The sequence below is a fragment of the Ruegeria sp. CH6 genome, assembly GCF_056537005.1.
Map to the genome: position 1 here is coordinate 41,571 of NZ_JBQFQS010000001.1, position 24,710 is coordinate 66,280.

The following is a 24,710-nucleotide window of genomic DNA, read 5'->3' on the forward strand; positions in this document are numbered from 1 at the left end:
TATGCGTTGAGCACTCAGGAGTATTTTGACGAAGGCGAACTGGTGGCGGTTCTGACCACACAGCCTCTGGACCGGACGCTGGATTACAAAGCGCCCGAGGGTGGGTGTTTTCTGGGTGCATTCGTTGAGGTCCCGTTGGGGCCGCGTAAGGTTCTGGGTGTTGTCTGGGGACCGGGGCAAGGGGGATTTGATCTTAACAAGGCGCGATCAGTGATCCGAGTGTTGGAAGTTGCACCGATGCGCGAAGAGATGCGCGTGTTTCTGGGTAAAGTGGCAGATTACACGCTGACGCCGATGCCCGCGATGCTGCGGCTGGCAACACGTGCACCCGGATTGGGTGATCCGCCGTCGATGCGTAAGATCTATCGCCTTGGCAATACTGAACCGGACCGTATGACCGACGCGCGCACCCGCGTGCTCGAGGTTCTGCGTGATTATGGCGGTCTTGCCTTTACGCTGAAGGAACTGGCCGAGCAGGCCGGCGTGACCTCATCTGTCGTCAAAGGGCTGGTCAAGCTGGGTGCAGTGCGGGAGGAAGACAGTCCCCGTGATCTGCCGTATCCGCATCTGGACCCGGATCTGCCAGGAAAAGAGCTGACCGAAGATCAGGCGGCCGCAGTTGCAAAGCTGCAGGAAGGTCAGCAGTCAGGGAGTTACGGAACCACGCTCCTCAAGGGCGTGACAGGCTCAGGTAAGACCGAAGTTTATCTGGAGGCCGTGGCCGAGGCGCTGCGCATGGGACGACAGGCGCTGGTTCTGTTGCCTGAGATCGCGCTGACCGCGGAATTCCTTACCCGCGTCGAGGCGCGGTTTGGCGCGCGCCCGGCTGAATGGCACTCGGGCGCGACGATGACTGAACGCCGCCGGGTCTGGCGAATGGTCGGGCAGGGGGATGCGCAACTGGTCGTCGGAGCAAGATCGGCCCTGTTCCTTCCGTTTCGCAATCTGGGCTTGGTCGTGGTCGATGAGGAGCACGACACTTCTTACAAGCAAGAGGATGGTGTCCAGTACAGCGCGCGCGACATGGCCGTGTTGCGTTCAGCCATCTGTGGGGGGCGGGTGGTACTGGCCAGTGCCACGCCTTCGCTAGAAAGCTGGGCCAATGCCGAGGCGGGAAAGTATGACCGGATCGATCTGACGTCGCGGTTTGGGGCCGCCGTTCTGCCCGAGATGAAGCCAATCGACATGCGGGCGGAACAGATGCAGCCGGGAACATGGATTTCCCCGTCTCTGCGTCAGGCAGTGCGGCAGCGGATTGAAAAAGGCGAGCAGTCGCTGCTGTTTATCAATCGCCGTGGCTATGCGCCCGTTACCTTATGTCGGGCTTGTGGTGAGCAGATTGCCTGTGATCACTGTGATGCGCGGATGGTCGAACACCGGTTTTTGAAACGCTTGATGTGCCACCAATGCGGTGAGACGAAGCCGATGCCCGAGGTGTGCCCATCCTGCGGGGTCGAGGGCAAGCTGGCTCCGGTCGGGCCGGGGATTGAACGTTTGGCCGAAGAGGCTGAGGCGACCTTTCCTGAAGCCAATATTGCGATGCTCAGCTCTGATCTGTTCGGATCTGCCCGGGCCCTGAAAGCCAAGATTGAAGAGATCGCCGAAGGTGAAGCAGATATAATCATCGGTACGCAGCTGGTGGCCAAAGGGCACAACTTTCCGAAACTGACACTGGTTGGCGTGATCGACGCCGATCTCAGCCTGCATGGTGCCGATTTGCGTGCGGCTGAGAGGACATTCCAATTGATGCGCCAGGTTGCTGGCCGCGCTGGGCGGGCGGATAAACCGGGTCAGGCGCTGCTACAGACATTCCAGCCTGAACATCCCGTGATCCGGGCGATTTTGTCCGGGGACGAAGAAGGGTTCTGGAAGGCAGAAGCTGCCGGGCGACAGGCTGCAGGCGTTCCCCCTTATGGTCGTATGGCCGGGATAGTGCTCTCGGGGCCAGAGGTTGGCCCTGTGTTCGACATCGGAAACGCCATGGCGCGCAATGATGGCCCGTTGCGCGATATCGGTGCGCAGGTCTTTGGCCCGGCGCCCGCACCGATTGCCCGAATTCGCGGGCGGCATCGGGTGCGTCTGCTGGTCAAAGCCCCGAAAGGCGCGCCCATTCAGGATGCTATCGCGCGCTGGATCGCGCCATTGCGGCTGAAGGGTGATATTCGTCTGACCGTCGATATCGATCCACAAAGTTTCTACTGACTTCTGCATCAGTGCAGAGGCAATGTGCGGCGACTGCTTTCCTCTCGCCAAATTACAGAAATGGGCGTAGAGGACTCTCATGCTGAAACCAATGCCCCTATCCGAGGCGCAGAGCCTTCCGTTCTGGCGCCGACCCGTCACGCTCCTGTTCATGATGGCGCTGACTATGCCGATTGCGTTCAACGGATGGAGCGCGTTGCTGAACAATTTCGTAATCGAAGTGGCAAACTTCGATGGCGCGGATATCGGCCTCTTGCACACAGTGCGGGAAATCCCCGGTTTCCTGGCCGTTGGTGTGATCGCAGTCATCATATTTGTGCGCGAGCAGGTGCTGGCGATGATCTCGCTGATGATGCTCGGCGTGGCCACAGCAGTAACTGCGTGGTTTCCAAGCCTTGGTGGCCTGTTGTTTGTGACCCTCTTCAGCTCGATCGGTTTTCACTATTATGAGACGGTGAACCAGTCGCTTCAGCTGCAGTGGTTGCCCAAGGACCGCGCGCCCCAGGTGCTGGGCTGGCTGGTCGCCATGGGATCGGCAGCGACAGCTGTGGTCTACGGTCTGATCGTGCTGACCTGGGACCGGTTTGATCTGTCCTATAATACGGTCTTCATGGCGGCGGGCGGAGTGACAGCCCTGCTGGCACTGTTCTGTCTGCTCGCTTACCCGCAATTCGATTCACCGACGCCGCAGACCAAGAAACTGGTCCTGCGTAAACGTTACTGGTTGTATTACGCACTGCAGTTCATGGCCGGAGCCCGGCGACAGATATTCGTTGTCTTTGCCGGTTTCATGATGGTCGAGAAGTTTGGTTTCGAAGTCCATGAACTGACCAGCCTCTACCTGATCAATCTGGTGATCAACATGGCGGTAGCGCCGATGCTGGGTAAGGCAGTTTCCGTCTTTGGCGAACGCCGGACACTGATCTTCGAATATACCGGTCTGGCTATCGTGTTCGCAGCCTATGGCGGTATCTACTGGTTTGGCTGGGGCGTGCTGCTGGCGGCTATCCTCTATGTGATTGACCATGTTCTGTTTGCGCTGGCGCTGGCGCTGAAAACCTACTTCCAAAAGATCGCTGATCCGGCGGATATCGCGCCGACGGCAGCTGTGGCCTTCACCATCAATCACATCGCGGCGGTATTCCTGCCTGCGCTTTTGGGGTTGCTGTGGGTCGTATCACCCGGTGCGGTGTTCGCATTGGCTGCTGCAATGGCTCTGGTGTCTCTGGCGTTGTCGCTGCTGATCCCACGCCACCCTGAACCCGGCAACGAAACTATCCTGTCGAAATACGCGCCTGCGCCTGCAGAATAGGCGCCGGTGCTTGACCTTGGCCGCCTGTCGCCATAGGCGCTGTGACAACTTAAACAGGAGGCATCCATGCCGACATTCACAGCGCTCACCACTCTGAACGGGAAAGCCGCAGCCGAAGGCCTGGGCGAAGCGATGGAGCGTCTGGAGCCGGAACCAACCGGTGTAGGTGTTTTCGAGGTCGAGGACGGATCCGGCCTCTGGGAAGTCGGCGGCTATTTTACTGAGGCGCCTGATGAGACTGCGCTGGCTGTCTTGGCTGTGGCTTTTGAGGCCAAGCCATTTGTGGTTTCCGAACTGCCCGAAACCGACTGGGTCGCACATGTTCGTCGAGAGTTGGCTCCGGTCGAAGCCGGCCGTTTTTTTGTGTATGGCAGCCATGACGCCGACAAGATCCCCGAAGATCGCATTCCATTGCTCATCGAGGCAGCGATGGCCTTTGGCACGGGGCATCACGGCACGACGCTAGGCTGTCTCAAGGCGCTGGACAGGCTGATCGAGGATGGGTTTAGCGCGGACAAAGTCGCGGACATCGGTTGCGGGACTGCTGTGCTGGCCATGGCGGCTGCACGGGTTTGGGATGGCGAGATACTGGCCAGCGATATTGACGAAGTTGCCGTTGATGTGGCTGAGGCAAACCTGAAGGCCAACGGAATGTCTGGCGCAGTTCGGTGTGTCGAAGCAGCAGGGTTTGATCACCGGGAGTTGCAGTCATCAGCGCCGTACGACCTGATTTTTGCTAATATCCTGAAGGGCCCCTTGGTGGCTCTGTCACCCGAAATAGCAGAGAATCTGCGGGATGGCGGGCATGCGATCCTGTCGGGAATCCTTAACGAGCAGGCTGACGAAGTCGTGTCTGTTTATTCTCAAAACGGGTTCAATCTTGCTGACAGAGGTGAGATTGGTGAGTGGACGACGCTAATCTTAACGAAACAGGGCGTTACTTAGACCATTTGCAGGAGTTTTGTGGATTTTTGCCACTCTTTTGACGCATTCTCTATCTACCGTCACCTGATGAAGTCGAGGGGGGCGGTTTTCGGAGGCTGCCATGACGGGTAAACAACTGGAATTTGATCAGCGCGTTCATCGCCTGAGCAAGAAGCATCAAAAGATGAGCCGTGGGTATCGTGCGTCGATGCGCAAAGACGGCTTGGTCGTGATGAAGCCACAACGCGTAAGATCCGCGGTTCCGGCAAAGGTTCTTTTGCTGTGCCTGGTTGGGTTTTTCGCTTTCAAGGCGTTTCTCCTATCAAGCTTGGGGCCATCTGCCTATCAGTTTCGGGTGAACAGCCTGAACGAGGGAACGTCGGTTGAACAGGCCGGGGCCTGGATCATGCAAATCGATCCGGTGACCGAAGCTGTTTCAGCTCAGTTGAGCAAGGTGATGTACTAAAGCGACCTGAAAACGCTGACGCCTCTGCTATCCAAGAGGCCTGCGATCAGGGGCTTCTAACCGCATTGTCATCACAGCAGTTAAACAAAAAACACCGCGGCCCATGGCGCGCGGTGTTCTTATTTGCCCCCGAGGGATAACGGGGCGAGTGAGTGGTAGTCTTAGCGACGACCCTCAGCAACGATCTCAATGTCGCCGCGGCTCAGGCCGATATCTTCCAGCTCGCGGTCGGTCAGACCGTTCAGCGCGTTGCGAGTTACGCGAGCGTCATTCCATTCTACTACGGCGTTTACTACCGATGCGAACGTTGCGCCGATACGGCCAACGAGGCCGAATGAGCCAGTGGTGGTGCGGGTGGTGTCCAGTGCAGCCATATCCTGTTTCCTTCTGGTTTGTGTTAACTTCTGATCTTGTGATCTGCCGGGCATCTAGTGATGTCGGATTTCCCGCACAAGAGCAGTTTTTGCAAGTGTCCTATGCAGTTTCTGCAATGCTCTATGGGCCTGTAATCCCCTTAAATAATTGGTGAAAATACGTTCATGAAACAGGTCGATTCCTGACTATTCGGGGTCGAAAACAGGCCACTCTGTCGCGCTTGGGATAGTTGTGTCGTTTTTGAGCGTGAGGTCAATTCGCTTGGAAAATGTTCATGTTTCGTGCTAATCGGTGAAAAAGATCAAGAAAACCCGAGCAGGCCGAGGCAAAACATGCGGATTCTGGGCATTGATCCGGGGTTGAGAACCCTGGGATGGGGCGTCATCGAATCGAATGGCAGCCGTCTGAGCCACGTCTCAAACGGTTTGTGCAAATCGGACGGGGATGATTTGGGCGAGAGGTTATTGTCGCTGCACAATCAGATCGTCGAGGTTATTGCCGAACATTCACCCGATCAGGCAGCCATCGAACAGACTTTCGTGAACAAGGATGGGGCGGGAACGCTCAAACTGGGTCAGGCGCGTGGCGTGGCGTTGCTGACGTTGGCACAGGCCGGATTGCCGGTGGGGGAATATGCTCCGAACCGAGTCAAGAAAACGGTCGTGGGTGTCGGGCACGCGGAAAAGGAGCAGGTTCTACACATGGTCAAACTGCAATTGCCCGGATGTCAGCCCAAAGGGGCGGATGCCGCAGATGCTCTGGCGATTGCGATCTGTCACGCCTATTACGGAAAGACGCAACAGACGCGTTTGAAAGAGGTACGGGCATGATCGGAAAACTCACCGGAAGGCTGGACTATCGCGCAGCAGATCACGTGCTGATTGATGTCCGGGGTGTGGGATACATCGTCTATTGCTCTGACCGGACAATGGCGGCACTGCCGGGTGCGGGGGAAGGCATTTCGCTCTACACAGATATGGTCGTGCGCGAAGATCTGATGCAGCTTTACGGTTTTCTGTCGCTGGTCGAAAAGGAATGGCATCGGTTGCTGTGCTCCGTGCAGGGCGTCGGAGCCAAGGTCTCTCTGGCGATCCTGAGCGCTTTGGGTCCGGATGGTGTCAGTCGCGCCATCGCACTGGGCGACTGGGGCTCGGTGAAGGCGGCGAAAGGCGTCGGACCTAAAACTGCGCAGCGGATCGTGCTTGATCTCAAAGACAAAGCGCCAGGCGTAATGGCCATGGGTGGCACCGTAACGGATGCGATGGATGGCCCCGCGATCGAAGTTGTAGAGCCTGTCGAGGCAGCGCCTGTACCGAAGCGAACGCCCAAACCAGCCTCCGGGGCTGCTGCCGCATCAGCGGGTGCGCTGTCTGCCCTGTCCAATCTCGGTTATGGTCCGTCGGACGCAGCAGCTGCGGTTGCCGAGGCTGCCGCCAACAACCCGGATGCAGACGAAGCAGGTTTGATCCGTGCCGCCCTGCAACTGCTGGCGCCGAAAGGGTGAATAAATGGTAGACGCTGATCCCGCCCTGCGCCCCGAGCCGCTGCCGGAAGACAACGACCGCGCATTGCGCCCTCAGGGGTTGGATGAATTTATCGGTCAGGCCGAAGCCCGCGCCAATCTGCGCATCTTTATCCAATCCGCACGCCAACGGGGCGAAGCAATGGATCACACGTTGTTTCATGGCCCGCCTGGATTGGGTAAAACCACATTGGCGCAGATCATGGCGCGCGAACTGGGGGTGAATTTTCGCATGACATCCGGGCCGGTTCTGGCGAAAGCAGGTGATCTGGCTGCGATCCTGACCAATCTCGAAGCACGTGATGTCCTATTTATCGACGAAATCCACCGTCTGAACCCGGCAGTGGAAGAGGTGCTTTACCCCGCGATGGAAGATTTCGAGCTCGATCTGGTGATTGGTGAGGGACCTGCTGCGCGGACCGTACGGATCGAGTTGCAACCCTTCACGCTTGTCGGAGCAACGACGCGAATGGGCTTGCTGACCACACCCTTGCGTGACCGATTTGGTATTCCGACCCGGCTTCAGTTCTATACGGTCGACGAGCTGCACGAGATCGTCACGCGCAATGCACGTAAGTTGGGCGCGCCTGCGGACAACGACGGGGCGCGTGAAATCGCCCGCCGGTCTCGTGGCACGCCCCGAATTGCCGGGCGGCTGCTGCGGCGTGTTGTGGATTTCGCTATCGTCGAAGGTGATGGGCGGATTACGCGCGAACTGGCAGATGGTGCTTTGACACGGCTGGGTGTGGATAATCTTGGGTTGGATGGCGCGGACCGCCGTTACCTGACGCTGATTGCTGAAAACTACTCGGGCGGCCCTGTTGGGATTGAAACTCTATCGGCTGCGTTGTCGGAAAGCCGAGACTCGCTGGAAGAAGTCATCGAACCCTATTTGCTGCAACAAGGCCTCATACAACGCACTCCGCGCGGACGGATGCTGGCGCAGAAGGCCTGGACGCATTTGGGCATGACCGCGCCCAAGCGGCAAAGCGATCTGTTTGGTTGAAGACCACAGCCAGAGAAACTATGCGTTCAGCGATAGTGATCTAATGCAGATGAAGGTTTGAGCGTGACACCAGAAGAGATCGAAGCGCTGTTCACCCGCGAAAACGGAGAATTCCTGTTCGCGCGCTGGGGTCGGCCACTCGTGCCAATCGTTTTTGGCGTCGAGGATGAGACTCTGGCAACCGTCAAAGGGGCCTTTGAAGCAGTAGTTACCTTGGCCGATCACAAAATGGCCGAGACGGACCCGGAGCTGGGCGCCAACTGTATGGTCTTCTTTTTCCGGGACTGGCAGGAGTTGCTTGAAGTTCCCGATCTTGATCGCCTGATCCCGGATATAGCCCCGTTGGTTGACCGCCTTGAAGCTGCAGACGCCAATCAATATCGCATTTTCCGGTTCGAAGAAGACGGTGCCATCCGCGCAGCTTTTGTCTTTCTGAGGATGGACAAGGAACTGTCCAAGGTCCCGGCAGAGACACTGGCGCTAAGTCAGGTGGTTCAGACCGTATTGCTGTGGTCGGACTCTGCGTTCAGAACGCAATCACCACTGGCGGTGGCAGGCGAGGCGACCATACTGCGCCCGGACATCGCTGCATTGATCCGTGCGGCCTATGATCCGGTTCTGCCCGGTGTGGCACATGATGCATCCCATGCGCTGCGGTTGTTCGCACGCTTGCAGCAGCCGCAGTAAGCGACAGTCTCGTTTATGGTTTTCCCGACGCACTTTGGGTGCCGTGTTCGCGGCCTGTGCGATGGTGAAAGGCCTCAAGCAATTCGCTGCCGGATTCAAAATAGGCGTCTTTTCCGACAAGATCGGTGACGCCATATCTGTCCAGTTCCGCTCGGACATCGGGTTCGACAAGTAAAAAGACCAGTTTGATGCCCTTTGACTGCAGGTATTGGTGAACGTTGCGCAAGGTGTAGCCTGCAGTGAAATCCACATCATCTACTGCCGAAGCCTCGATGCAAAACCAAGACAGCTTGTGGTCAGCACCTTGGGTAATAGTGGCAACTTCGTCAGACAGGCGCTGAGTATTTGCGTAGTATAGACTGTGGGAAAAACGATAGATGACCAGACCCGGTTCAAACTGGTTGGGGTGGTCAATCGATTTTGAGTGCCATCCAGTGACCTTATTCTCCACGATGACAGAGTTCTTGGGGTGATACCCCCGGCGCGTGTGATCAATGAGCGATAGCACCATCGCAAAAATGATACCCTGTTCAACGCCAACGAAGACGACAACGGCAGCAGTTGCGATGGCGATCCAGAATTCGGATCGGGCCTGCCTGTAAATATTGGCCAGCCCCCGTACATCGATCAGCTTCACGCCTATCAAAAACACGATGGCAGACAGTGCTGCGTTTGGCAGATAAGCAAGCGGACCGGTCAGAAACAGGATCACGACCAGAACGATCGCGACTGTGGTAAGTTGAGCGATCTGGCTGCGCCCACCTGCGCTTGCCACCATTTCGGTTTTGGTAGGGCTGCCATTGACGACGAAGGTTCCGGTAAATGCAGCGCCAAGGTTTGCAAGACCAAGCCCGACGAGGTCCGAGTTCTCATCAAATTTCTCTTCGTAGTGTGCCGCATAGGCGCGGGATGTCGCGGCGCTTTGTGCAAGGATCACCACAAAGATCGACAGTGCGGTGGGCAGCAGTTGTTTGAACAGAGACCAACTCCAGTCCACAGCAGGGATAGAAAGCGAGGGCAGGCCGCTGGGAACAGCCCCCAGAACTGCTATACCTGCTCCGCTGAATTGAAAGGCCCAGCTGCACAGGATCACGCCCAGTATTGCGATCAGTGGGCCAGGAATTTTGCGGGACAAGCGTCTGCAGCCGGTCACCACGGTCAGCACGGCCACTGCGACAGCCAATGTTGGCCAACTGAATTGTTCGAAATGTTCGGCGACGCCCTTCAGTTTGGCAATGGTTCCGTGCGCTGAGACTTCAATGCCCAGCATTCCGGGGATCTCTCCACTGGCGACCTGTATACCAACGCCTGTCAAAAAGCCGACCAGGACAGTTCTGGACAGAAAATCGGCCAAAAACCCTAGACCAATGATCCGAGCGGCGATCAGGAGTATCGCAGCCATCAGTGCCAGAAGTGAAGCCAGCGCGAGATATTCGGATGAACCCGATACCGCCATGCCCGCCAAGGCTGAGGCTGTTATGGCCGCAGTCGCGGAATCCGCTCCGACAACCAGATGACGGGAAGATCCAAAGATGGCGAACAATGCCATCGGTATGAGGATTGTGTAGAGGCCGGTAATTACCGGGGTTCCGGCAATTTTCGTGTAACCCATGACTTCGGGGATCGCGAGGCAGGCGAAGGTGAGGCCCGCAAGGATCTCGGTCGGCAGCTTAGATCGATCGAAAGGTAAGATGCCCTGCAGAACAGGAAGCGGAAATGTGATCCCATTTCTTGTCGCTTTAGTCATTGGGTTCCCTGTTCAATGCCTCTGCATAACTTGGAACACTAGAATGCAAATGCGCAGATTTCGATACTGAGTACGGCCTCAGTGAATTTTCTGATCAATCAGGGATTGCGGGATTGCCACTGCGCGGGCATGTCTGTGGGGGCGAGGTTTAGGCCCCAAAGGACAGATTGATGAAACTGGATAGCCGGATTTGCGATGTCGCAAGATAAGTCACTAGTGAAACAGAAACATATCTTTCCGATCCGGGTCTATTACGAAGACACCGACATGGGTGGTGTCGTTTATCACGCAAATTACTTGCGCTACATCGAACGCGCCCGGTCTGACTGGGTTCGTAAGCTGGGGAATGATCAGAACGCGATGCGGGATGACGGTGTCGTCTGGGTCGTGCGCAAGCTGGAAGCGGACTATCTTGCCTCTGCCAAATTTGATGACGAATTGACTGTTGAGACCGAAGTTGTCGCAATCTCGGGTGTTCGACTGACGATGGCACAGTTGGTTTTGCGGGGGGAGACGGAAATATTCCGCGCCACAGTCACGGCTGTCTGCATCAACAGCGAAGGCAAGCCAATCCGCCTTCCGGCAGAGATTCGCGCATTGATGTAACAAAACGTAGCCCAGGGGTGGTTATGTTGGCATTTCATACCGATCTGCGTTAGCGTCTGGCAAAACAAGGCCAAACGAACGGCCGTCAGGCAAAACAAAGAGCAGGTTCATGGAAGCTGAAACGCTGGTGCTGGCGCAGGAGATCGATTTCTCCATGTGGGGGCTGTTCGCCCGCGCGACATTCATCGTCAAGGTGGTCATGCTGATCCTAGTGATCGCATCATTCTGGTCCTGGGCGATCATCATACAGAAACTCATCAACTATCGCGCGGCACGCCGTGAAGCACAGGTTTTTGATGAATCCTTCTGGTCGGGCAATCCTCTGGATGAGCTGTTCGAAGAGATTGGTTCACGCCCGGATGGAAGTTCGGAAAAGATCTTTGCGGCCGGAATGATCGAGTGGCGAAGGTCCCATCGAACTGATGGCGGACTGATCGCAGGCGCAACCGCCCGGATCGACAGATCAATGGATGTGGCCATCGCGAAAGAGGCTGAAACCCTGCAAAAAGGTCTGCCCATTCTGGCGACCGTCGGCTCGACCGCGCCGTTTATCGGCCTGTTTGGTACTGTCTGGGGCATCATGAATGCGTTCATCGAGATTGCCGAGCAGCAGAACACGAACCTTGCAGTTGTGGCGCCTGGCATCGCCGAGGCGTTGCTGGCAACCGGCCTTGGCCTGTTGGCCGCGATCCCGGCCGTGATCTTCTACAACAAGCTGAGCGCCGACAGTGATCGGATCGTCGGTGGCTATGAAGCTTTTGCCGACGAGTTCGCCACCATCCTTTCTCGTCAGTTGGACAGCTGATATGGGCGCTGCGGTTCAGCAATCGTCAAACGGAAACGGGCGCAGGCGCGGTCGACGTCGCGGTCGCGCACAGCCGATGGCGGAAATCAACGTTACGCCATTTGTTGATGTCATGTTGGTGTTGCTGATCATTTTCATGGTGGCGGCCCCCTTGCTGACTGTGGGTGTTCCGGTTGACTTGCCCAAAACCGCCGCCAGTGCATTGCCCGGGGACAATGAAGAACCCTTGACTGTAACCCTCACTGCGGATGGTCGGGTTCAGATCCAGACGACAGATGTTCTGCGCGAAGAACTGATTGGCAAGCTGCGCGCCATCGCTGCTGAGCGCAGCAGTGACCGTGTATTCCTGCGGGCGGACGGCGCTATTCCTTATGCGCAGGTGATGCAGATCATGGGCGCCCTGAATGCGGGCGGATTTTCGAATGTGGGCCTTGTTACCGATACGGGCGGGCCAACGCTGGACGAAGGTGGAGAGTGAGGCCGCGGGGTGGAAACCGGCACCAAGATCTCAGCGATTGCCCATGTGAGTCTGATCGGATGGGCGTTGTTCGGCGGTACGTTCCGGTCGGAACCGCTGCCTATGGCTGTGCAGGATGTGTCCGTGATCTCTGCTGAGCAATTCGCGGCAATGACCGCGCAGCGCGAAGCGCCTGAGGTTCCTTCGACACCTGAATCACTGGAGCAGCCCCCTGAACCCGTTGAAGAGGTGAACGCGCCTGAGCCCACTCAGGAAGAACAACCGCGCCCCGAGCCGGTGACACCATCTGAACCCGAACCGGAACCGGTGCCGGAAACAGTCGAAGTGCCACCCGAGCCAGAAGTGGTTGAAGAGCCGCCGGTTCTGGAACAGCCAGAGCCAGAAGCGGTAGTCCTTCCCACACCTCCCGGACCCGAGGCCCAGCCCAGGCCAGCTGATCGCGTAGCACCCGAACCAATAGCCCCACCACCACCCGAGGCCCAGATTGATGACGTGGAATCGCCACCGGTTTCTCTGGACGAAGGCGCTGAGACGCAGCAAGAACAACAGGACCAGACCGCACCCGAGGAAGCCACTGATCAGATCGTGACCGAGGCTGAGGAATCCGATGAGACGGCGCCGACAACCTCTCCCCGACCGCGCGTTCGACCCAACCGTCCTGCACCGCCCGCTGAGCCTGAAGTTGCGGAAACATCTGAGCCTGCCGCCCCGGCAGAGGCGCCGTCGTCCAGTGAACAGGACGCGATTGAGGATGCGCTTTCCGAGGCTCTGCGCGATTCGGAACCTTCCGGTCCACCGTTGACCAGTGGCGAAAAGGACGCGATGCGTCTGGCCGTATCGCGATGCTGGAATGTCGGATCGCTGTCGACCGACGCATTGAGTACTGTGGTGGTTGTCGGCTTTTCGCTGAACCGTGACGGAACGGTCGTGGGCGGCAGTTTGCGCCTGCTGGACAGTTCCGGCGGTTCCGCCGGTGCGGAAAAACAAGCCTTTGATGCGGCGCGCCGCGCGATCCTGCGCTGTGGTGCCAGAGGTTATGACCTGCCTGCTGACAAATATGAACATTGGCAGGATATTGAGATTACATTCAATCCCGAGAGGATGCGGATCAAATGATGAAACTTCTGACCAGCCTCTTTGTCGGTCTGACTCTGTTGTCGGCGCCGGTATATGCGCAAAGCGGACCGCTACGCCTTGAGCTCACTGAGGGCATTATCGAACCCATGCCCTTTGCGGTGCCCAGTTTCGTGCCGGACAGTCCTGCAGCCGCGCAGTATGCGGCCGATATCTCGCGTGTGGTTGCCGCCGACCTAACCGGCACGGGGTTGTTCCGTGAAATCTCATCCGATGCTTTCATCAGTCGGGTCAGCAGTTTCGAAGCCCCTGTTCAATTCGCCGATTGGAAGGCGATCAATGCGCAGGCGCTGGTTACTGGTGCGGTCAATGTTTCGGGCAAACGTCTTACGGTGCGGTTCCGGATTTGGGATGTGTTTTCGGGGCAAGAGCTGGGCAATGGCCTACAGTTCGCTGGCACCACTGATGGCTGGCGTCGCATGGCGCATAAGGTGGCCGATCAGGTCTATAGCCGTATCACGGGTGAGGGTGGATATTTCGACAGCCGGGTTGCCTTTGTTTCGGAAAGCGGACCCAAAGACCAGCGGCGCAAGCGATTGGCGATCATGGACTACGATGGCGCCAATGTTCAGTACCTGACCGACAGCGCCGCAATCGTTCTTGCGCCACGGTTTTCACCCACGGGTGATCGGCTGCTTTACACCAGTTATGAAAGCGGCAGGCCGCGTATCTACGTATTGGATGTCGGTCGTGTGAAACGGCAGGAATTGAAGACGCAGGACGGCACAATGAGCTTTTCACCGCGCTTCTCGCCTGATGGCAGATCGATCGTCTATTCGTTGATCCAAGGGGGCAATACCGACCTCTGGAAGATGGATCTGGCTTCGGGTCAGAGCGTACGTCTGACCAACACGCCTGCGATTGAGACAGCACCCAGCTATTCACCGGACGGTACTCAGATCGTGTTCGAAAGCGATCGGTCCGGCACCCCACAACTTTACATCATGCCCGCCAATGGCGGTGAGGCTACACGCATAAGTTTTGGTCAGGGGCGCTATGGTACGCCGGTCTGGTCTCCGCGCGGTGACCTGATTGCGTTTACCAAACAGAACAAGGGTCGTTTCCATATTGGTGTGATGCGCATAGATGGCAGTGAGGAACGCCTGTTGACCGCCTCATTCCTGGACGAAGGCCCAACCTGGTCGCCCAATGGCCGGGTCATCATGTTCTCGCGGGAAACGCAGGGGGCAAGCGGACGGTCTTCGCTTTATTCCGTGGATATCTCGGGGCGAAATCTTCGCCCGGTTCGCACACCCGACGGGGGCAGCGATCCGGCATGGGGACCATTGCAGAATTGATCGAACCGGCAGACAGGCAAAGTTCACAATGCAACCGCGCTATGGTAGACAGTCGTCAATAAACAAACGGGACAAGAGGCAATTGTAATGAACGTATTGAGCAAATTCGCGGCGTTGGGCGCGCTGATGTTGATCGCCGCCTGTAGCAACAATGATCCTTCGGCTCTGGGCGGTGGTGCTGGTGGCAGCGGTGCAATCCAACCGGGTTCACCAAGTGACCCGCGTTCACCTGCATATTTCCAGCAGACTGTCGGTGATCGCGTGTTGTTTGCGGTCGATCAGTCCACACTGTCGCCTCAGGCGCAGACAATTCTGCAGGGTCAAGCCGAGTGGCTGCTTGCCAACACCGATTACACCGCGACGATCGAGGGCCACGCGGACGAGCAGGGCACCCGCGAGTACAACCTTGCATTGGGCGCTCGCCGCGCGAATGCGGCAAGGGAGTACCTGATTTCGCGTGGCGTTGCGGGCAATCGCATTCAGACAATCAGCTATGGCAAAGAGCGTCCGATTGAAATTTGCAGCACCGAGGAATGCTATTCCAAGAACCGTCGTGCGGTGACGGTGCTGACCGGATCAACCTTGGGGTAAGATAATGAGACTTGCAGGATGGGTTCTGGCGGCGGTGGTAACCGCCGCAGGTGTAGCGCAGGCGCAGGACCAGCAAACTTTAGCGGACATCCGGCAGGAACTGACGGTGCTGCACGTTGAAATCCAACGCCTAAAGCGCGAGTTTTCGACGACCGGTTCTCCCGCCCCAAACCTGTCCGGCAGTTCAGTGCTGGAACGGGTTGACGCCATTGAGGCCGAGTTGCAGCGCCTGACCCGGCAGACTGAGCAACTGAATCAACGTATTCAGAATGTTGTCACCGACGGAACCAACCGGATTGGTGATCTGGAGTTTCGTTTGGTCGAGTTGGAAGGCGGCGATCTGAGCACCTTGGGTGAAACTTCGACATTGGGTGGTGAAGAACAGACTACGACTGTTGTTGCGCCAACGGCATCCGAAACTTCTGAGGTTAGCCAGACCGAGCTTGCGGTTGGTGAACAGGCTGACTTTGATACCGCCTCTCAGGCACTGTCGGATGGTGATTTCCAAACTGCTGCCAATATGTTTGCACAGTTCGACACATCCTATCCGGGCAGCCCGCTTGCACCTCAGGCCAATCTGAAGCGAGGACAGGCACTGGAAGGTCTGGGTGACACACGCGAAGCAGCCAAGGCGTTTCTGGCAAGCTTTACCGGGGATTCCGAAGGACCTGTCGCACCCGAAGCGCTTTATGAGCTTGGCGCAGCGCTGGGTCGTCTGGGGCAAACCGATCAAGCCTGTATTACGCTGGGTGAGGTCGGTGTGCGCTTCCCCGCTTCTCCATCGGTTGCGTCTGCCACTCAGGAAATGGCGTCGCTGGGCTGTTCTTGACCTCTGACACCGACACGCTGAGGGCCGAAATCCTGCGACATCTGCCGGAACCGCTGCCGCGTCGCATCGGCGTGGCGGTTTCCGGCGGGAGTGATTCCACCGCGCTGTTGCATCTGCTTGCTGGGATCGCCCGAACGGAAGGTTTCGAACTTTATGCCGCAACAGTCGATCACGGTTTACGTGCTGAAGCTGCGGATGAGGCCGTCGCTGTTTCAAGGCGATCAGCAGATTTGGGCGTGCCTCACGAGACCTTGAAATGGGAAGGTTGGGACGGTTCCGGCAACCTTCAGGATCAAGCCCGGCGCGCTCGATACAGATTGCTCGCCGAATGGGCGCAAAGTCATGGTATCGCGGCTGTTGCATTGGGCCACACAGCGGATGATCAGGCTGAAACCCTTCTGATGCGCCTGGCGCGTTCTGCCGGGGTCACTGGCTTGTCGGCCATGGCCACGGTTCGTCGACAAGACGGCATCGACCTGCTGCGTCCGCTGCTCTCGATCACCCGCGCCCGGCTGCGCGACTATCTGAACGCGGCTGGTGTGACATGGATCGAGGACCCATCGAATCGGGACACACGCTTTGACCGGATCAAGACCCGTGGGGCTCTGACAGGTCTTGGCAACATCGGAATTACTGCTGAAACCTTATCCAGGGTGGCTGGCAACCTTGCACAAGCGCGTGATGCGTTGGAGCTGTTTGCGCAGGAATCCGCCCGCAAGATCGCCGTGGTTGAATCCGGTGATGTGTGTATCGACCTGAATGGGTTTGAAGCACTGCCTCAAGAAATCCAGCGCAGGATTATGGTGGGAGCCATCGGCTGGATTGCACAGGGCGGATATCCCCCACGTCAGAGCGCGGTTGATCAAGTAGTTGATACGCTTTGGACAAGGCAGACAGTGTCTGTCGGGGGGTGCCTGGTGATCCCCAAAGGCAATAATGCTTGGATTTGCAGGGAACTAAACGCGGTGAAGGATCAGACAGCGCATCCGGGAACCCCGTGGGATAGGCGCTGGGTTCTCAACGGGCCGAGCGCAGCTGAAACAAGGGTGCGGCCGCTTGGCGAGTGCGGAATCTCACGCCTTGATGACTGGCGTTTGCTGGGGCGCCCCCGAGCGGCGATTCTATCCTCACCTGCCGTTTGGCGAGGGGATGAGCTGCTGTCTGCACCGCTTGCCGGATATGCCAATGGCTGGAGCGTTGAACTGGCCCCGCATGTGCCAGACTTTCACGCATCGTTTTTATCGCATTGAACCTGCCACAATCATCTCTATTTTAAGGAGCAACCCGGCAGATCCCCATCTGCCGAAATCTGTTGGGAGATTTTCCTTGGGCAACGCTCGTAACATCGCCTTCTGGGTTGTTCTGTTCCTGCTGATCCTTGCACTGTTCAATCTGTTCAGTGGACCGGGTGGAACGCTCCAGAGCAATGAAAAAACTTATTCCGAGTTTGTCAGCTCGGTCGAGGCCGGTGACGTCAAAAACGTCACACTCGACGGTGAACAAATTCGCTACTCCACTGATACCGGCGGCAACTATGTCACGATCAAACCTACGGATGCAGAAGTGACCAAGCTGCTGATCGACAAGAACATCCCCGTACGCGCTGAAAAACAGCAGCAATCGGGTTTCCAGTCGTTCCTGATCACTCTGTTGCCTTTCCTGCTGCTGATCGGCGTCTGGGTCTACTTCATGAACCGGATGCAGGGTGGTGGCAAAGGCGGCGCGATGGGCTTTGGCAAATCCAAAGCCAAGATGCTGACTGAAAAACATGGCCGCGTGACCTTTGATGACGTTGCTGGCATTGATGAAGCCAAGGAAGAGCTGGAAGAGATCGTGGAATTCCTGCGCAACCCGCAGAAATTCTCGCGCCTCGGTGGCAAGATTCCCAAAGGTGCGCTGCTGGTTGGCCCTCCGGGTACAGGTAAAACGCTATTGGCTCGCGCAATTGCGGGTGAGGCTGGTGTGCCGTTTTTCACCATCTCGGGTTCGGACTTCGTCGAGATGTTTGTGGGTGTTGGTGCATCGCGTGTGCGTGACATGTTCGAACAGGCCAAAAAGAACGCGCCTTGTATCGTTTTCATCGACGAGATTGACGCCGTGGGTCGCCATCGTGGTGCCGGTTACGGCGGCGGTAACGATGAACGCGAACAGACCCTCAACCAGTTGCTGGTCGAGATGGACGGGTTTGAGGCCAACGAAGGCGTGATCATACTGGCGGCCACCAACCGTAAAGACGTTCTGGACCCCGCGCTGCTGCGTCCGGGCCGTTTTGACCGCAACGTGACCGTTGGTAACCCCGACATCAAAGGTCGTGAGAAGATTCTGGGCGTGCATGCGCGTAAGACGCCTCTGGGCCCCGATGTCGACCTGCGCATCATTGCACGCGGTACTCCGGGCTTCTCGGGTGCCGATCTGGCCAACCTCGTGAACGAGGCGGCGCTGATGGCCGCCCGTGTGGGACGCCGCTTTGTCACCATGGAAGATTTCGAAAACGCGAAAGACAAGGTGATGATGGGGGCCGAGCGCCGCTCGATGGTGCTGACGCAGGATCAGAAGGAAAAGACAGCCTATCACGAATCTGGCCACGCCGTTGTTGGTATGACGCTGCCGCTGTGTGATCCGGTCTACAAAGCGACGATCATTCCGCGCGGTGGTGCATTGGGTATGGTTGTCAGCCTGCCTGAGATGGATCAGTTGAACTATCACCGTGACGAGTGCGAGCAGAAGCTGGCCATGACCATGGCAGGCAAGGCGGCTGAGGTGATCAAATACGGTGAAGACCATGTGTCGAACGGTCCGGCGGGTGACATCATGCAGGCCAGCCAACTGGCGCGCGCCATGGTGATGCGCTGGGGCATGTCCGACAAGGTCGGTAACATCGACTATGCCGAAGCCCATGAAGGCTACTCGGGTAACACTGCTGGTTTCTCGGTCTCAGCACATACCAAAGAGCTGATTGAGGAAGAGGTGAAACGCCTGATCCAGCAAGGGTATGAGCAAGCGCACAAAATCCTGACCGACCACAATGAAGAGTGGGAACGTCTGGCTCAGGGCCTTTTGGAATATGAGACTCTGACCGGTGATGAGATCAAGCGCGTGATGAACGGTGACTCGCCAAACGAAGGCGATGATGAAAGCGACAGCTCGGATGAGGGCAGCGCACCAAGTGTCACGGCGATTCCCAAAACCAAGGCTAAGAAATCGCCGCCGGACGGTGGGATGGAGCCTGAACCAACCACATAATTCGAAAAGACCCGGGCCTGGACCCGGGTCTTTTTTTGTTTGGCTCTTCAATTTGCAATGGATGAGTTTAGGGTGCGACCTTGAGCAATAAGAAAGCGAGGGAGCAGCATGCCGGTTTTGCGAAAAACGGAGTTTTCAGGCGAAGTCGTCTGGCTTGGTCACGTTCCATCGGGCAGTAACATTCGCGCCAGATCCGTCGAAGAATTGCAGCTCGGATTTGCCGGAGAACAGGGTGCGCGCCACGAAGGGATCAACCGTGCCTCATGCGTTCGGGTAAAGAACCTCTACCCGCAGGGAACCGAAATCCGCAATGTGCGCCAATTATCGATTCTGTCCGCGGAAGAAATGGATGCAATCGCAGCTGACATGGGGCTTGAAACGCTTGATCCTGCATTGCTGGGTGTGAGCATCGTCGTAAGAGGGATACCTGATTTTACCTATGTGCCTCCGTCGTCGCGGCTGCAGGCTTCGGGGGGACTTACTGTCACAATTGATATGGAAAACCGCCCTTGCGTTATACCCGGCCGTGAAATCGAAAACGAAGCACCGGGGCATGGCGCAGCATTCAAGCCTGCTGCACAGGGCCGTCGTGGCGTCACCGCATGGGTTGAATGTCCCGGAAATCTGCGGGTTGGTGATACATTGTCCCTGTTTGTGCCGGATCAGCGTAGCTGGGCACCATAAGGCGCCGTCGTTTCCGATTTGAAACTGCTGAATGGCGTCTACGACGTTTCACGGCATGATTATGTCGGAATCTCTATCCATCGCAATTGTACACAACGGTATGGGTTGTCCAGCGCCGACGTTCAGCGTCGGTTTCGCACGGCATTCAATCAGGGACCCTGCCCAATGAGCTACAAATCCGACATCGAAATCGCCCGTGAGGCGAACAAAAAGCCGATCCAGGAAATCGGCGCAAAAATCGGCATCGATTCTGCAGACCTGCTGCCCTATGGCCACGACAAGGCGAAGGTCAGCCAGGACTTCATCAACTCGGTTCAGGACCGCGAAGACGGCAAGCTGATCCTCGTGACCGCGATCAACCCGACCCCGGCGGGTGAAGGTAAGACCACCACCACCGTTGGTCTGGGTGACGGCCTGAACCGCATCGGTAAAAACGCGATGATCTGTATCCGCGAAGCATCGCTGGGTCCGAATTTCGGCATGAAGGGCGGCGCTGCAGGTGGCGGTTACGCGCAGGTTGTTCCGATGGAAGAGATGAACCTGCATTTCACCGGTGACTTCCACGCCATCACCTCAGCTCACTCGCTGCTGTCGGCAATGATCGACAACCACATCTACTGGGGCAATGAGTGCGAGATCGACACCCGCCGCGTCGCATGGCGTCGTGTGGTCGACATGAACGACCGCGCCCTACGTCAGATCACAGCTTCTCTGGGTGGTGTATCGAACGGCTTCCCGCGTGAGGCAGGTTTTGACATCACTGTGGCGTCCGAAGTCATGGCGATCCTTTGCCTGGCAAACGACCTGAAAGACCTGGAAAAGCGTTTGGGCGACATCATCGTTGCTTACCGCCGCGACAAGACACCGGTTTACTGCCGGGACATCAAGGCCGAAGGCGCGATGACCGTTCTGCTGAAGGACGCGATGCAACCGAACCTGGTGCAGACGCTGGAAAACAACCCGGCATTCGTCCACGGCGGCCCGTTCGCGAACATCGCACATGGCTGTAACTCGGTCATCGCGACCAAGACCGCACTGAAAGTTGCTGACTATGTCGTGACCGAAGCCGGTTTCGGTGCTGACCTGGGTGCCGAGAAGTTCATGAACATCAAGTGCCGTAAGGCGGGCATTGCTCCGTCTGCAGTGGTGCTGGTTGCAACCGTGCGCGCGATGAAGATGAACGGCGGCGTTGCCAAAGCCGATCTGGGTGCGGAGAACGTGGAAGCGGTTGTTAATGGTTGCGCCAACCTGGGCCGCCACATCGAGAACGTGAAATCGTTCGGTGTGCCAGTTGTTGTCGCCATCAACCACTTTGTCACCGACACCGATGCCGAAGTGCAGGCGGTCAGCGACTATTGCGGTGAGCATGGCGTTGAGGCAATTCTGTCGCGTCACTGGGAGCTGGGCTCGGAAGGGTCCGCACCGCTGGCTGAGAAAGTCGTCGAAATTGTCGAAGGTGGCAGCGCGAACTTCTCGCCGATCTACCCCGACGACATGCCGCTGTTCGAGAAAATCGAAACCATCGCCAAGCGCATCTACCGCGCTGACGAGGTGTTGGCTGACAACAAGATCCGTAACCAACTGCGTGAGTGGGAAGAAGCTGGCTATGGCAACCTGCCGGTCTGCATGGCAAAAACCCAGTACTCGTTCTCAACCGATCCAACCCTGCGCGGTGCGCCGACCGGCCACTCGGTTCCGGTTCGCGAAGTGCGTCTGTCCGCAGGTGCCGGCTTCATCGTGGTTGTCTGCGGCGAGATCATGACCATGCCCGGTCTGCCCCGCAAACCGGCTGCGGAAACCATCTGCCTCAATGACGCAGGTGAGATCGAGGGCTTGTTCTAAGCGCCCGAATAAGACATCTCGTGGTCCGGGGATATCCCCGGGCCGTGAGGAGAATGACATGCCCACTCTGGTACCACCGCAAGACTGTCACTCGATGCAGGAATTGCGGCCTCAGATCGACAAGCTGGACCGCCAATTGATCGAATTGTTGGTAACGCGCGCAGGCTACATTGACCGCGCGTCTCAGCTGAAACCCGGCGAGGGGCTTCCAGCCCGCATCCCGGATCGTGTCGAAGAAGTGGTGCAGCGTGTGCGCAAGAGCTCGGATGAGTTGGGCATGGACCCCGATCTTGCCGAAAAGCTCTGGCGTATACTGATTGACTGGTCGATTGCCCGCGAAGAACGCGTGCTCGGCCCCGACTGAAGAACCGGGCGCTTTCCGCGCCCGATCCGTTTTTTGAAAGAAGGGATCAAAGGATGGTAGCGCAGGTTATCGACGGTAAGGCCTTTGCGGCCAAGGTTCGCGCTCAGGTGGCCGATCAGGTCGCAAAGCTGAAAGAAGAAAATGGCATCACCCCCGGTCTCGCCGTGGTTCTGGTGGGTGAAGACCCAGCCAGCCAGGTTTATGTCCGCTCGAAAGGCAAGATGACCGTCGAAGTCGGCATGAATTCGTACGAGCACAAGCTGAACGTCGATACATCCGAGGAAGATCTGCTGGCCCTGATCGACAAGCTGAACAACGATCCGGCTGTGCATGGCATTCTGGTGCAGTTGCCGCTGCCCAAGCACCTGAACGAAGATCTGGTCATTAACTCGATCGACCCCTCCAAGGATGTTGATGGCTTCCACATCTCGAACGTTGGCCTGTTGGGCACCGGGCAGAAGTCGATGGTGCCTTGTACCCCACTGGGCTGCCTAATGATGCTGCGTGACCACCACGGCTCGCTGTCCGGCATGGACGCAGTTGTGATCGGCCGTTCGAACATTGTGGGCAAGCCGATGGCGCAACTGCTGCTGGGTGACAGCTGCACCGTGACCATCGCGCATTCGCGCACCAAGGACCTGCCGGACGTTGTACGCCGCGCCGACATTGTCGTCGCTGCAGTTGGCCGCCCGGAAATGGTGCCTGGTGACTGGATCAAAGAAGGCGCCACTGTCATCGACGTGGGCATCAATCGCATTGAGCGTGATGGTAAGAACAAGCTGGTCGGTGATGTGGACTATGCCAGCGCGGCTGAGCGTGCAGGCGCCATTACACCTGTACCCGGCGGTGTTGGCCCAATGACCATTGCCTGCCTTCTGGCAAATACTCTGACCGCATGCTGCCGTGCAAATAGCCTGCCAGAGCCCGAAGGCCTGACTGCCTAAGACATTTCGCCGGGCAGAGTAATTCTGCCCGGCCCCCGTTAAATTTGGCTGATTGTTACCAAAATTATCCAAATTTGTTGCGGTTGATCACGAATGTGACTTTATCCCATAAACGGGTTTGAATGTCTGACATATCGTGATAAATACGTCATTCCAGCCAGTTACGAAGTATAAGTGCAGGTCGCCCGAGGCATCTGGGCTGGGTTTCGGAAGACCGCTTGTTAGTTTGGTATGACGTCAAAGCTACGCAAGATACTTGCCGCGTGTAGCCCTCAGAGGGTGATCGCCGGTCTCGTATTTATTCCTCTGCTTGCCTACTCTTTTCCACCCTTCCGCGAAATGGATCTGCCATTTTCCCAACGCCTCGTTTTTTGGATCGGCGTGATGATGCTGGCGGTGGCAGCTACTTGGACCTCAAAAACACTGGTGAATGGCCACTTTGATCAGTTAGGCCGATCCATGCCGAACGTGACCTTCACGCTCCTGATTTTGGCACTCTTCACACCGTCGCTTTGGCTGCTTGCTTGGATGCTATATACGTTCAGCGGTCAAGATGCGCCGGACCTGTTGTCGGTCGGTACCTATGGGATATTGTTTAGCGCTGGATTGGTCCTGGTGAGCAGTAGCGATGTCGCCGACTCGACATCTCAGCCGGAAGAATCGATCAAACCGCGACTGACGAACCGTTTGCCAAGTGGATTTTCCGGCCAGATCTATCGGCTGACCGTGCGTGACCACAATGTGGATGTTGTGACTTCGGATGGGACATTCACCATCAGGTCTCGATTTACTGACGCCATCAATGAGATGGAGCCTGTCCCGGGGCATTGTACGCATCGATCACATTGGGTGACGGATGCTTCTATCACCGGCACCGAGCGGATGGACGGGAAGATTTTCTTGCGACTTCAGAACGGTGATCTGGTCCCCGTGAGCAGAAAGTACAAACCGAAATTGGTTGAGGATGGTTTGCTCTGAGCTGTTATCGCGGCATTGGCACGATCAGAGGCTGCGGTCCTGTCAGTATCGCTTTGGCGTCGGGTGCCATGATCTCGCTCAGAACCTTTTCAGAGCTGCGCAACCCACCTGTATATGTCCCATAGGCGGGTAAGATCATGCGATCGCTGTCCAGCAGGAAGGCAGGGCGCGTGATCGAGCGTCCTTTGACAAGAATGCGCGCTTTGGGGTGGTAGTGACCGGAAACCTCACCGCGATCGTGGGATTGCGTGATATGCCGGAACACCAGAGAATCGCAGGACCATTCGGACAGATGCATTCCACCCAGCTCCACTGGCCCAGGATCATGGTTGCCCTCGATCCATATCCAAAGACGCCCAGCCTGAAGCGTTGAAATCTGTAGCCGTTCGTCATCAGTCAGCGAAAGAGACGCATCCAGATCGTCAAAGCTGTCGCCAAGACAAATCATTGTTCCTGCTGCGGTGTACTCAAGATCTGTCGCCAGCCGCGCAAGTGTCTCGCGGTTATCGTAAGGGGGCAGGGCGGGGCCTCCGCGCCGGACCACCCTTTCGGATTTTCCAAGATGCAGGTCTGACACACAGAGCAAATCCTGTTCCGGCCACCACAAAGCCCCTGAACCCAGCGCGCGCAGGCGCTGACCTGCAAAGGAAAACTCTAGACTGTTCATGATCCG

General features: G+C 57.2%; 25 protein-coding genes. 22 read left to right on the top strand and 3 right to left on the bottom strand.

Annotation, left to right across the window (positions count from 1 at the left end; all coding sequences use genetic code 11):
- Nucleotides 1-6: 6 nt before the first annotated feature.
- From ACR0CW_RS00225 to ACR0CW_RS00240, 4 genes are all read left to right on the top strand, one after another.
- Nucleotides 7-2,202, top strand: a complete 2,196-nt coding sequence (locus ACR0CW_RS00225; RefSeq protein WP_480786430.1) for a primosomal protein N' — start codon at nucleotides 7-9, stop codon at nucleotides 2,200-2,202.
- Between the two features lie 79 nt (nucleotides 2,203-2,281).
- On the top strand, nucleotides 2,282-3,514 hold the full coding sequence (locus tag ACR0CW_RS00230; RefSeq protein WP_480786431.1) for an MFS transporter: 1,233 nt from the start codon (nucleotides 2,282-2,284) through the stop codon (nucleotides 3,512-3,514).
- 66 nt (nucleotides 3,515-3,580) lie between these two features.
- Nucleotides 3,581-4,459, top strand: coding sequence for a 50S ribosomal protein L11 methyltransferase (locus ACR0CW_RS00235; RefSeq protein ID WP_480786432.1), 879 nt, complete (start codon nucleotides 3,581-3,583; stop codon nucleotides 4,457-4,459).
- 100 nt (nucleotides 4,460-4,559) lie between these two features.
- Nucleotides 4,560-4,904, top strand: coding sequence for a hypothetical protein (locus ACR0CW_RS00240; protein ID WP_155143310.1), 345 nt, complete (start codon nucleotides 4,560-4,562; stop codon nucleotides 4,902-4,904).
- A gap of 161 nt (nucleotides 4,905-5,065) precedes the next feature.
- On the opposite strand, the gene ACR0CW_RS00245 is transcribed toward ACR0CW_RS00240, so the two are convergent.
- Complete coding sequence (locus ACR0CW_RS00245) at nucleotides 5,066-5,278, bottom strand: DUF1127 domain-containing protein (protein ID WP_480786433.1); 213 nt, start codon at nucleotides 5,276-5,278, stop codon at nucleotides 5,066-5,068.
- A 333-nt stretch (nucleotides 5,279-5,611) separates the two neighbouring features.
- Here ACR0CW_RS00245 and ruvC point away from each other — a divergent pair, with 333 nt between their 5' ends.
- The 4 genes from ruvC (at nucleotide 5,612) to ACR0CW_RS00265 (ending at nucleotide 8,494) form a co-directional block, all read left to right on the top strand.
- The gene (gene ruvC, locus ACR0CW_RS00250; RefSeq protein WP_155143312.1) at nucleotides 5,612-6,109 is read left to right on the top strand and encodes a crossover junction endodeoxyribonuclease RuvC; all 498 of its coding nucleotides are present in this window, start codon (nucleotides 5,612-5,614) and stop codon (nucleotides 6,107-6,109) included.
- On the top strand, nucleotides 6,106-6,783 hold the full coding sequence (gene ruvA, locus ACR0CW_RS00255) for a Holliday junction branch migration protein RuvA (RefSeq protein ID WP_480739739.1): 678 nt from the start codon (nucleotides 6,106-6,108) through the stop codon (nucleotides 6,781-6,783). The genes ruvC and ruvA overlap by 4 nt, the downstream gene beginning before the upstream one ends.
- A gap of 4 nt (nucleotides 6,784-6,787) precedes the next feature.
- The gene (gene ruvB, locus ACR0CW_RS00260; protein WP_170331180.1) at nucleotides 6,788-7,807 is read left to right on the top strand and encodes a Holliday junction branch migration DNA helicase RuvB; all 1,020 of its coding nucleotides are present in this window, start codon (nucleotides 6,788-6,790) and stop codon (nucleotides 7,805-7,807) included.
- A 63-nt stretch (nucleotides 7,808-7,870) separates the two neighbouring features.
- Nucleotides 7,871-8,494, top strand: coding sequence for a hypothetical protein (locus tag ACR0CW_RS00265; RefSeq protein WP_480786917.1), 624 nt, complete (start codon nucleotides 7,871-7,873; stop codon nucleotides 8,492-8,494).
- A gap of 13 nt (nucleotides 8,495-8,507) precedes the next feature.
- On the opposite strand, the gene ACR0CW_RS00270 is transcribed toward ACR0CW_RS00265, so the two are convergent.
- The gene (locus ACR0CW_RS00270; protein WP_480786434.1) at nucleotides 8,508-10,241 is read right to left on the bottom strand and encodes a SulP family inorganic anion transporter; all 1,734 of its coding nucleotides are present in this window, start codon (nucleotides 10,239-10,241) and stop codon (nucleotides 8,508-8,510) included.
- 267 nt (nucleotides 10,242-10,508) lie between these two features.
- On the opposite strand from ACR0CW_RS00270, the gene ACR0CW_RS00275 reads away from it, so the two are divergent.
- The 14 genes from ACR0CW_RS00275 (at nucleotide 10,509) to ACR0CW_RS00340 (ending at nucleotide 24,037) form a co-directional block, all read left to right on the top strand.
- Nucleotides 10,509-10,847, top strand: coding sequence for a YbgC/FadM family acyl-CoA thioesterase (locus ACR0CW_RS00275; protein ID WP_480786918.1), 339 nt, complete (start codon nucleotides 10,509-10,511; stop codon nucleotides 10,845-10,847).
- Nucleotides 10,848-10,956: 109 nt separating this feature from the next.
- Nucleotides 10,957-11,652 carry a protein TolQ gene (gene tolQ, locus ACR0CW_RS00280; RefSeq protein ID WP_155143318.1) on the top strand — a complete coding sequence of 232 codons (696 nt, stop codon included), beginning with the start codon at nucleotides 10,957-10,959 and terminating at the stop codon, nucleotides 11,650-11,652.
- Between the two features lies 1 nt (nucleotide 11,653).
- Nucleotides 11,654-12,130: a protein TolR gene (gene tolR, locus ACR0CW_RS00285; RefSeq protein WP_155143319.1), complete on the top strand. Its 477-nt coding sequence runs from the start codon at nucleotides 11,654-11,656 to the stop codon at nucleotides 12,128-12,130.
- 9 nt (nucleotides 12,131-12,139) lie between these two features.
- Complete coding sequence (locus ACR0CW_RS00290) at nucleotides 12,140-13,246, top strand: energy transducer TonB (protein ID WP_480786435.1); 1,107 nt, start codon at nucleotides 12,140-12,142, stop codon at nucleotides 13,244-13,246.
- Complete coding sequence (gene tolB, locus ACR0CW_RS00295; RefSeq protein ID WP_480786436.1) at nucleotides 13,243-14,562, top strand: Tol-Pal system beta propeller repeat protein TolB; 1,320 nt, start codon at nucleotides 13,243-13,245, stop codon at nucleotides 14,560-14,562. Before ACR0CW_RS00290 ends, tolB begins: the two co-directional genes overlap by 4 nt.
- A gap of 87 nt (nucleotides 14,563-14,649) precedes the next feature.
- Nucleotides 14,650-15,153 (top strand): peptidoglycan-associated lipoprotein Pal, encoded by a 504-nt coding sequence (pal, locus tag ACR0CW_RS00300; protein WP_155143321.1) that lies wholly within the window; start codon nucleotides 14,650-14,652, stop codon nucleotides 15,151-15,153.
- 4 nt (nucleotides 15,154-15,157) lie between these two features.
- Nucleotides 15,158-15,982, top strand: a complete 825-nt coding sequence (ybgF, locus tag ACR0CW_RS00305; protein WP_155143322.1) for a tol-pal system protein YbgF — start codon at nucleotides 15,158-15,160, stop codon at nucleotides 15,980-15,982.
- On the top strand, nucleotides 15,979-17,232 hold the full coding sequence (gene tilS, locus ACR0CW_RS00310) for a tRNA lysidine(34) synthetase TilS (protein ID WP_480786437.1): 1,254 nt from the start codon (nucleotides 15,979-15,981) through the stop codon (nucleotides 17,230-17,232). The genes ybgF and tilS overlap by 4 nt, the downstream gene beginning before the upstream one ends.
- A gap of 76 nt (nucleotides 17,233-17,308) precedes the next feature.
- On the top strand, nucleotides 17,309-19,225 hold the full coding sequence (ftsH, locus tag ACR0CW_RS00315) for an ATP-dependent zinc metalloprotease FtsH (protein ID WP_155143324.1): 1,917 nt from the start codon (nucleotides 17,309-17,311) through the stop codon (nucleotides 19,223-19,225).
- Nucleotides 19,226-19,333: 108 nt separating this feature from the next.
- On the top strand, nucleotides 19,334-19,909 hold the full coding sequence (locus ACR0CW_RS00320) for an MOSC domain-containing protein (protein ID WP_480739730.1): 576 nt from the start codon (nucleotides 19,334-19,336) through the stop codon (nucleotides 19,907-19,909).
- A gap of 165 nt (nucleotides 19,910-20,074) precedes the next feature.
- Nucleotides 20,075-21,751: a formate--tetrahydrofolate ligase gene (locus tag ACR0CW_RS00325; RefSeq protein WP_155143326.1), complete on the top strand. Its 1,677-nt coding sequence runs from the start codon at nucleotides 20,075-20,077 to the stop codon at nucleotides 21,749-21,751.
- Between the two features lie 58 nt (nucleotides 21,752-21,809).
- A complete protein-coding gene (locus ACR0CW_RS00330) occupies nucleotides 21,810-22,115 on the top strand; it encodes a chorismate mutase (protein ID WP_480786438.1) in 306 nt (101 codons plus the stop codon).
- 53 nt (nucleotides 22,116-22,168) lie between these two features.
- Complete coding sequence (gene folD / locus ACR0CW_RS00335; protein ID WP_480786439.1) at nucleotides 22,169-23,059, top strand: bifunctional methylenetetrahydrofolate dehydrogenase/methenyltetrahydrofolate cyclohydrolase FolD; 891 nt, start codon at nucleotides 22,169-22,171, stop codon at nucleotides 23,057-23,059.
- Nucleotides 23,060-23,398: 339 nt separating this feature from the next.
- The gene (locus ACR0CW_RS00340) at nucleotides 23,399-24,037 is read left to right on the top strand and encodes a LytTR family DNA-binding domain-containing protein (RefSeq protein WP_480786440.1); all 639 of its coding nucleotides are present in this window, start codon (nucleotides 23,399-23,401) and stop codon (nucleotides 24,035-24,037) included.
- A 4-nt stretch (nucleotides 24,038-24,041) separates the two neighbouring features.
- On the opposite strand, the gene pdeM is transcribed toward ACR0CW_RS00340, so the two are convergent.
- The gene (gene pdeM / locus ACR0CW_RS00345) at nucleotides 24,042-24,704 is read right to left on the bottom strand and encodes a ligase-associated DNA damage response endonuclease PdeM (RefSeq protein ID WP_480786441.1); all 663 of its coding nucleotides are present in this window, start codon (nucleotides 24,702-24,704) and stop codon (nucleotides 24,042-24,044) included.
- Nucleotides 24,705-24,710 lie beyond the last annotated feature (6 nt).

Coding starts and splice junctions, on each gene's coding strand:
- ACR0CW_RS00230 (WP_480786431.1), top strand. CDS start 2,282: ATGCTGAAACCAATGCCCCTATCCGAGGCGCAGAGCCTTCCGTTCTGG.
- ACR0CW_RS00340 (WP_480786440.1), top strand. CDS start 23,399: ATGGATCTGCCATTTTCCCAACGCCTCGTTTTTTGGATCGGCGTGATG.
- ACR0CW_RS00235 (WP_480786432.1), top strand. CDS start 3,581: ATGCCGACATTCACAGCGCTCACCACTCTGAACGGGAAAGCCGCAGCC.
- ACR0CW_RS00325 (WP_155143326.1), top strand. CDS start 20,075: ATGAGCTACAAATCCGACATCGAAATCGCCCGTGAGGCGAACAAAAAG.
- ACR0CW_RS00245 (WP_480786433.1), bottom strand. CDS start 5,278: ATGGCTGCACTGGACACCACCCGCACCACCACTGGCTCATTCGGCCTC.
- ruvA (WP_480739739.1), top strand. CDS start 6,106: ATGATCGGAAAACTCACCGGAAGGCTGGACTATCGCGCAGCAGATCAC.
- ybgF (WP_155143322.1), top strand. CDS start 15,158: ATGAGACTTGCAGGATGGGTTCTGGCGGCGGTGGTAACCGCCGCAGGT.
- ACR0CW_RS00240 (WP_155143310.1), top strand. CDS start 4,560: ATGACGGGTAAACAACTGGAATTTGATCAGCGCGTTCATCGCCTGAGC.
- pdeM (WP_480786441.1), bottom strand. CDS start 24,704: ATGAACAGTCTAGAGTTTTCCTTTGCAGGTCAGCGCCTGCGCGCGCTG.
- tolB (WP_480786436.1), top strand. CDS start 13,243: ATGATGAAACTTCTGACCAGCCTCTTTGTCGGTCTGACTCTGTTGTCG.
- ACR0CW_RS00275 (WP_480786918.1), top strand. CDS start 10,509: ATGGGTGGTGTCGTTTATCACGCAAATTACTTGCGCTACATCGAACGC.
- tolQ (WP_155143318.1), top strand. CDS start 10,957: ATGGAAGCTGAAACGCTGGTGCTGGCGCAGGAGATCGATTTCTCCATG.
- pal (WP_155143321.1), top strand. CDS start 14,650: ATGAACGTATTGAGCAAATTCGCGGCGTTGGGCGCGCTGATGTTGATC.
- ACR0CW_RS00270 (WP_480786434.1), bottom strand. CDS start 10,241: ATGACTAAAGCGACAAGAAATGGGATCACATTTCCGCTTCCTGTTCTG.
- ruvC (WP_155143312.1), top strand. CDS start 5,612: ATGCGGATTCTGGGCATTGATCCGGGGTTGAGAACCCTGGGATGGGGC.
- ruvB (WP_170331180.1), top strand. CDS start 6,788: ATGGTAGACGCTGATCCCGCCCTGCGCCCCGAGCCGCTGCCGGAAGAC.
- ACR0CW_RS00320 (WP_480739730.1), top strand. CDS start 19,334: ATGCCGGTTTTGCGAAAAACGGAGTTTTCAGGCGAAGTCGTCTGGCTT.
- tolR (WP_155143319.1), top strand. CDS start 11,654: ATGGGCGCTGCGGTTCAGCAATCGTCAAACGGAAACGGGCGCAGGCGC.
- ACR0CW_RS00330 (WP_480786438.1), top strand. CDS start 21,810: ATGCCCACTCTGGTACCACCGCAAGACTGTCACTCGATGCAGGAATTG.
- folD (WP_480786439.1), top strand. CDS start 22,169: ATGGTAGCGCAGGTTATCGACGGTAAGGCCTTTGCGGCCAAGGTTCGC.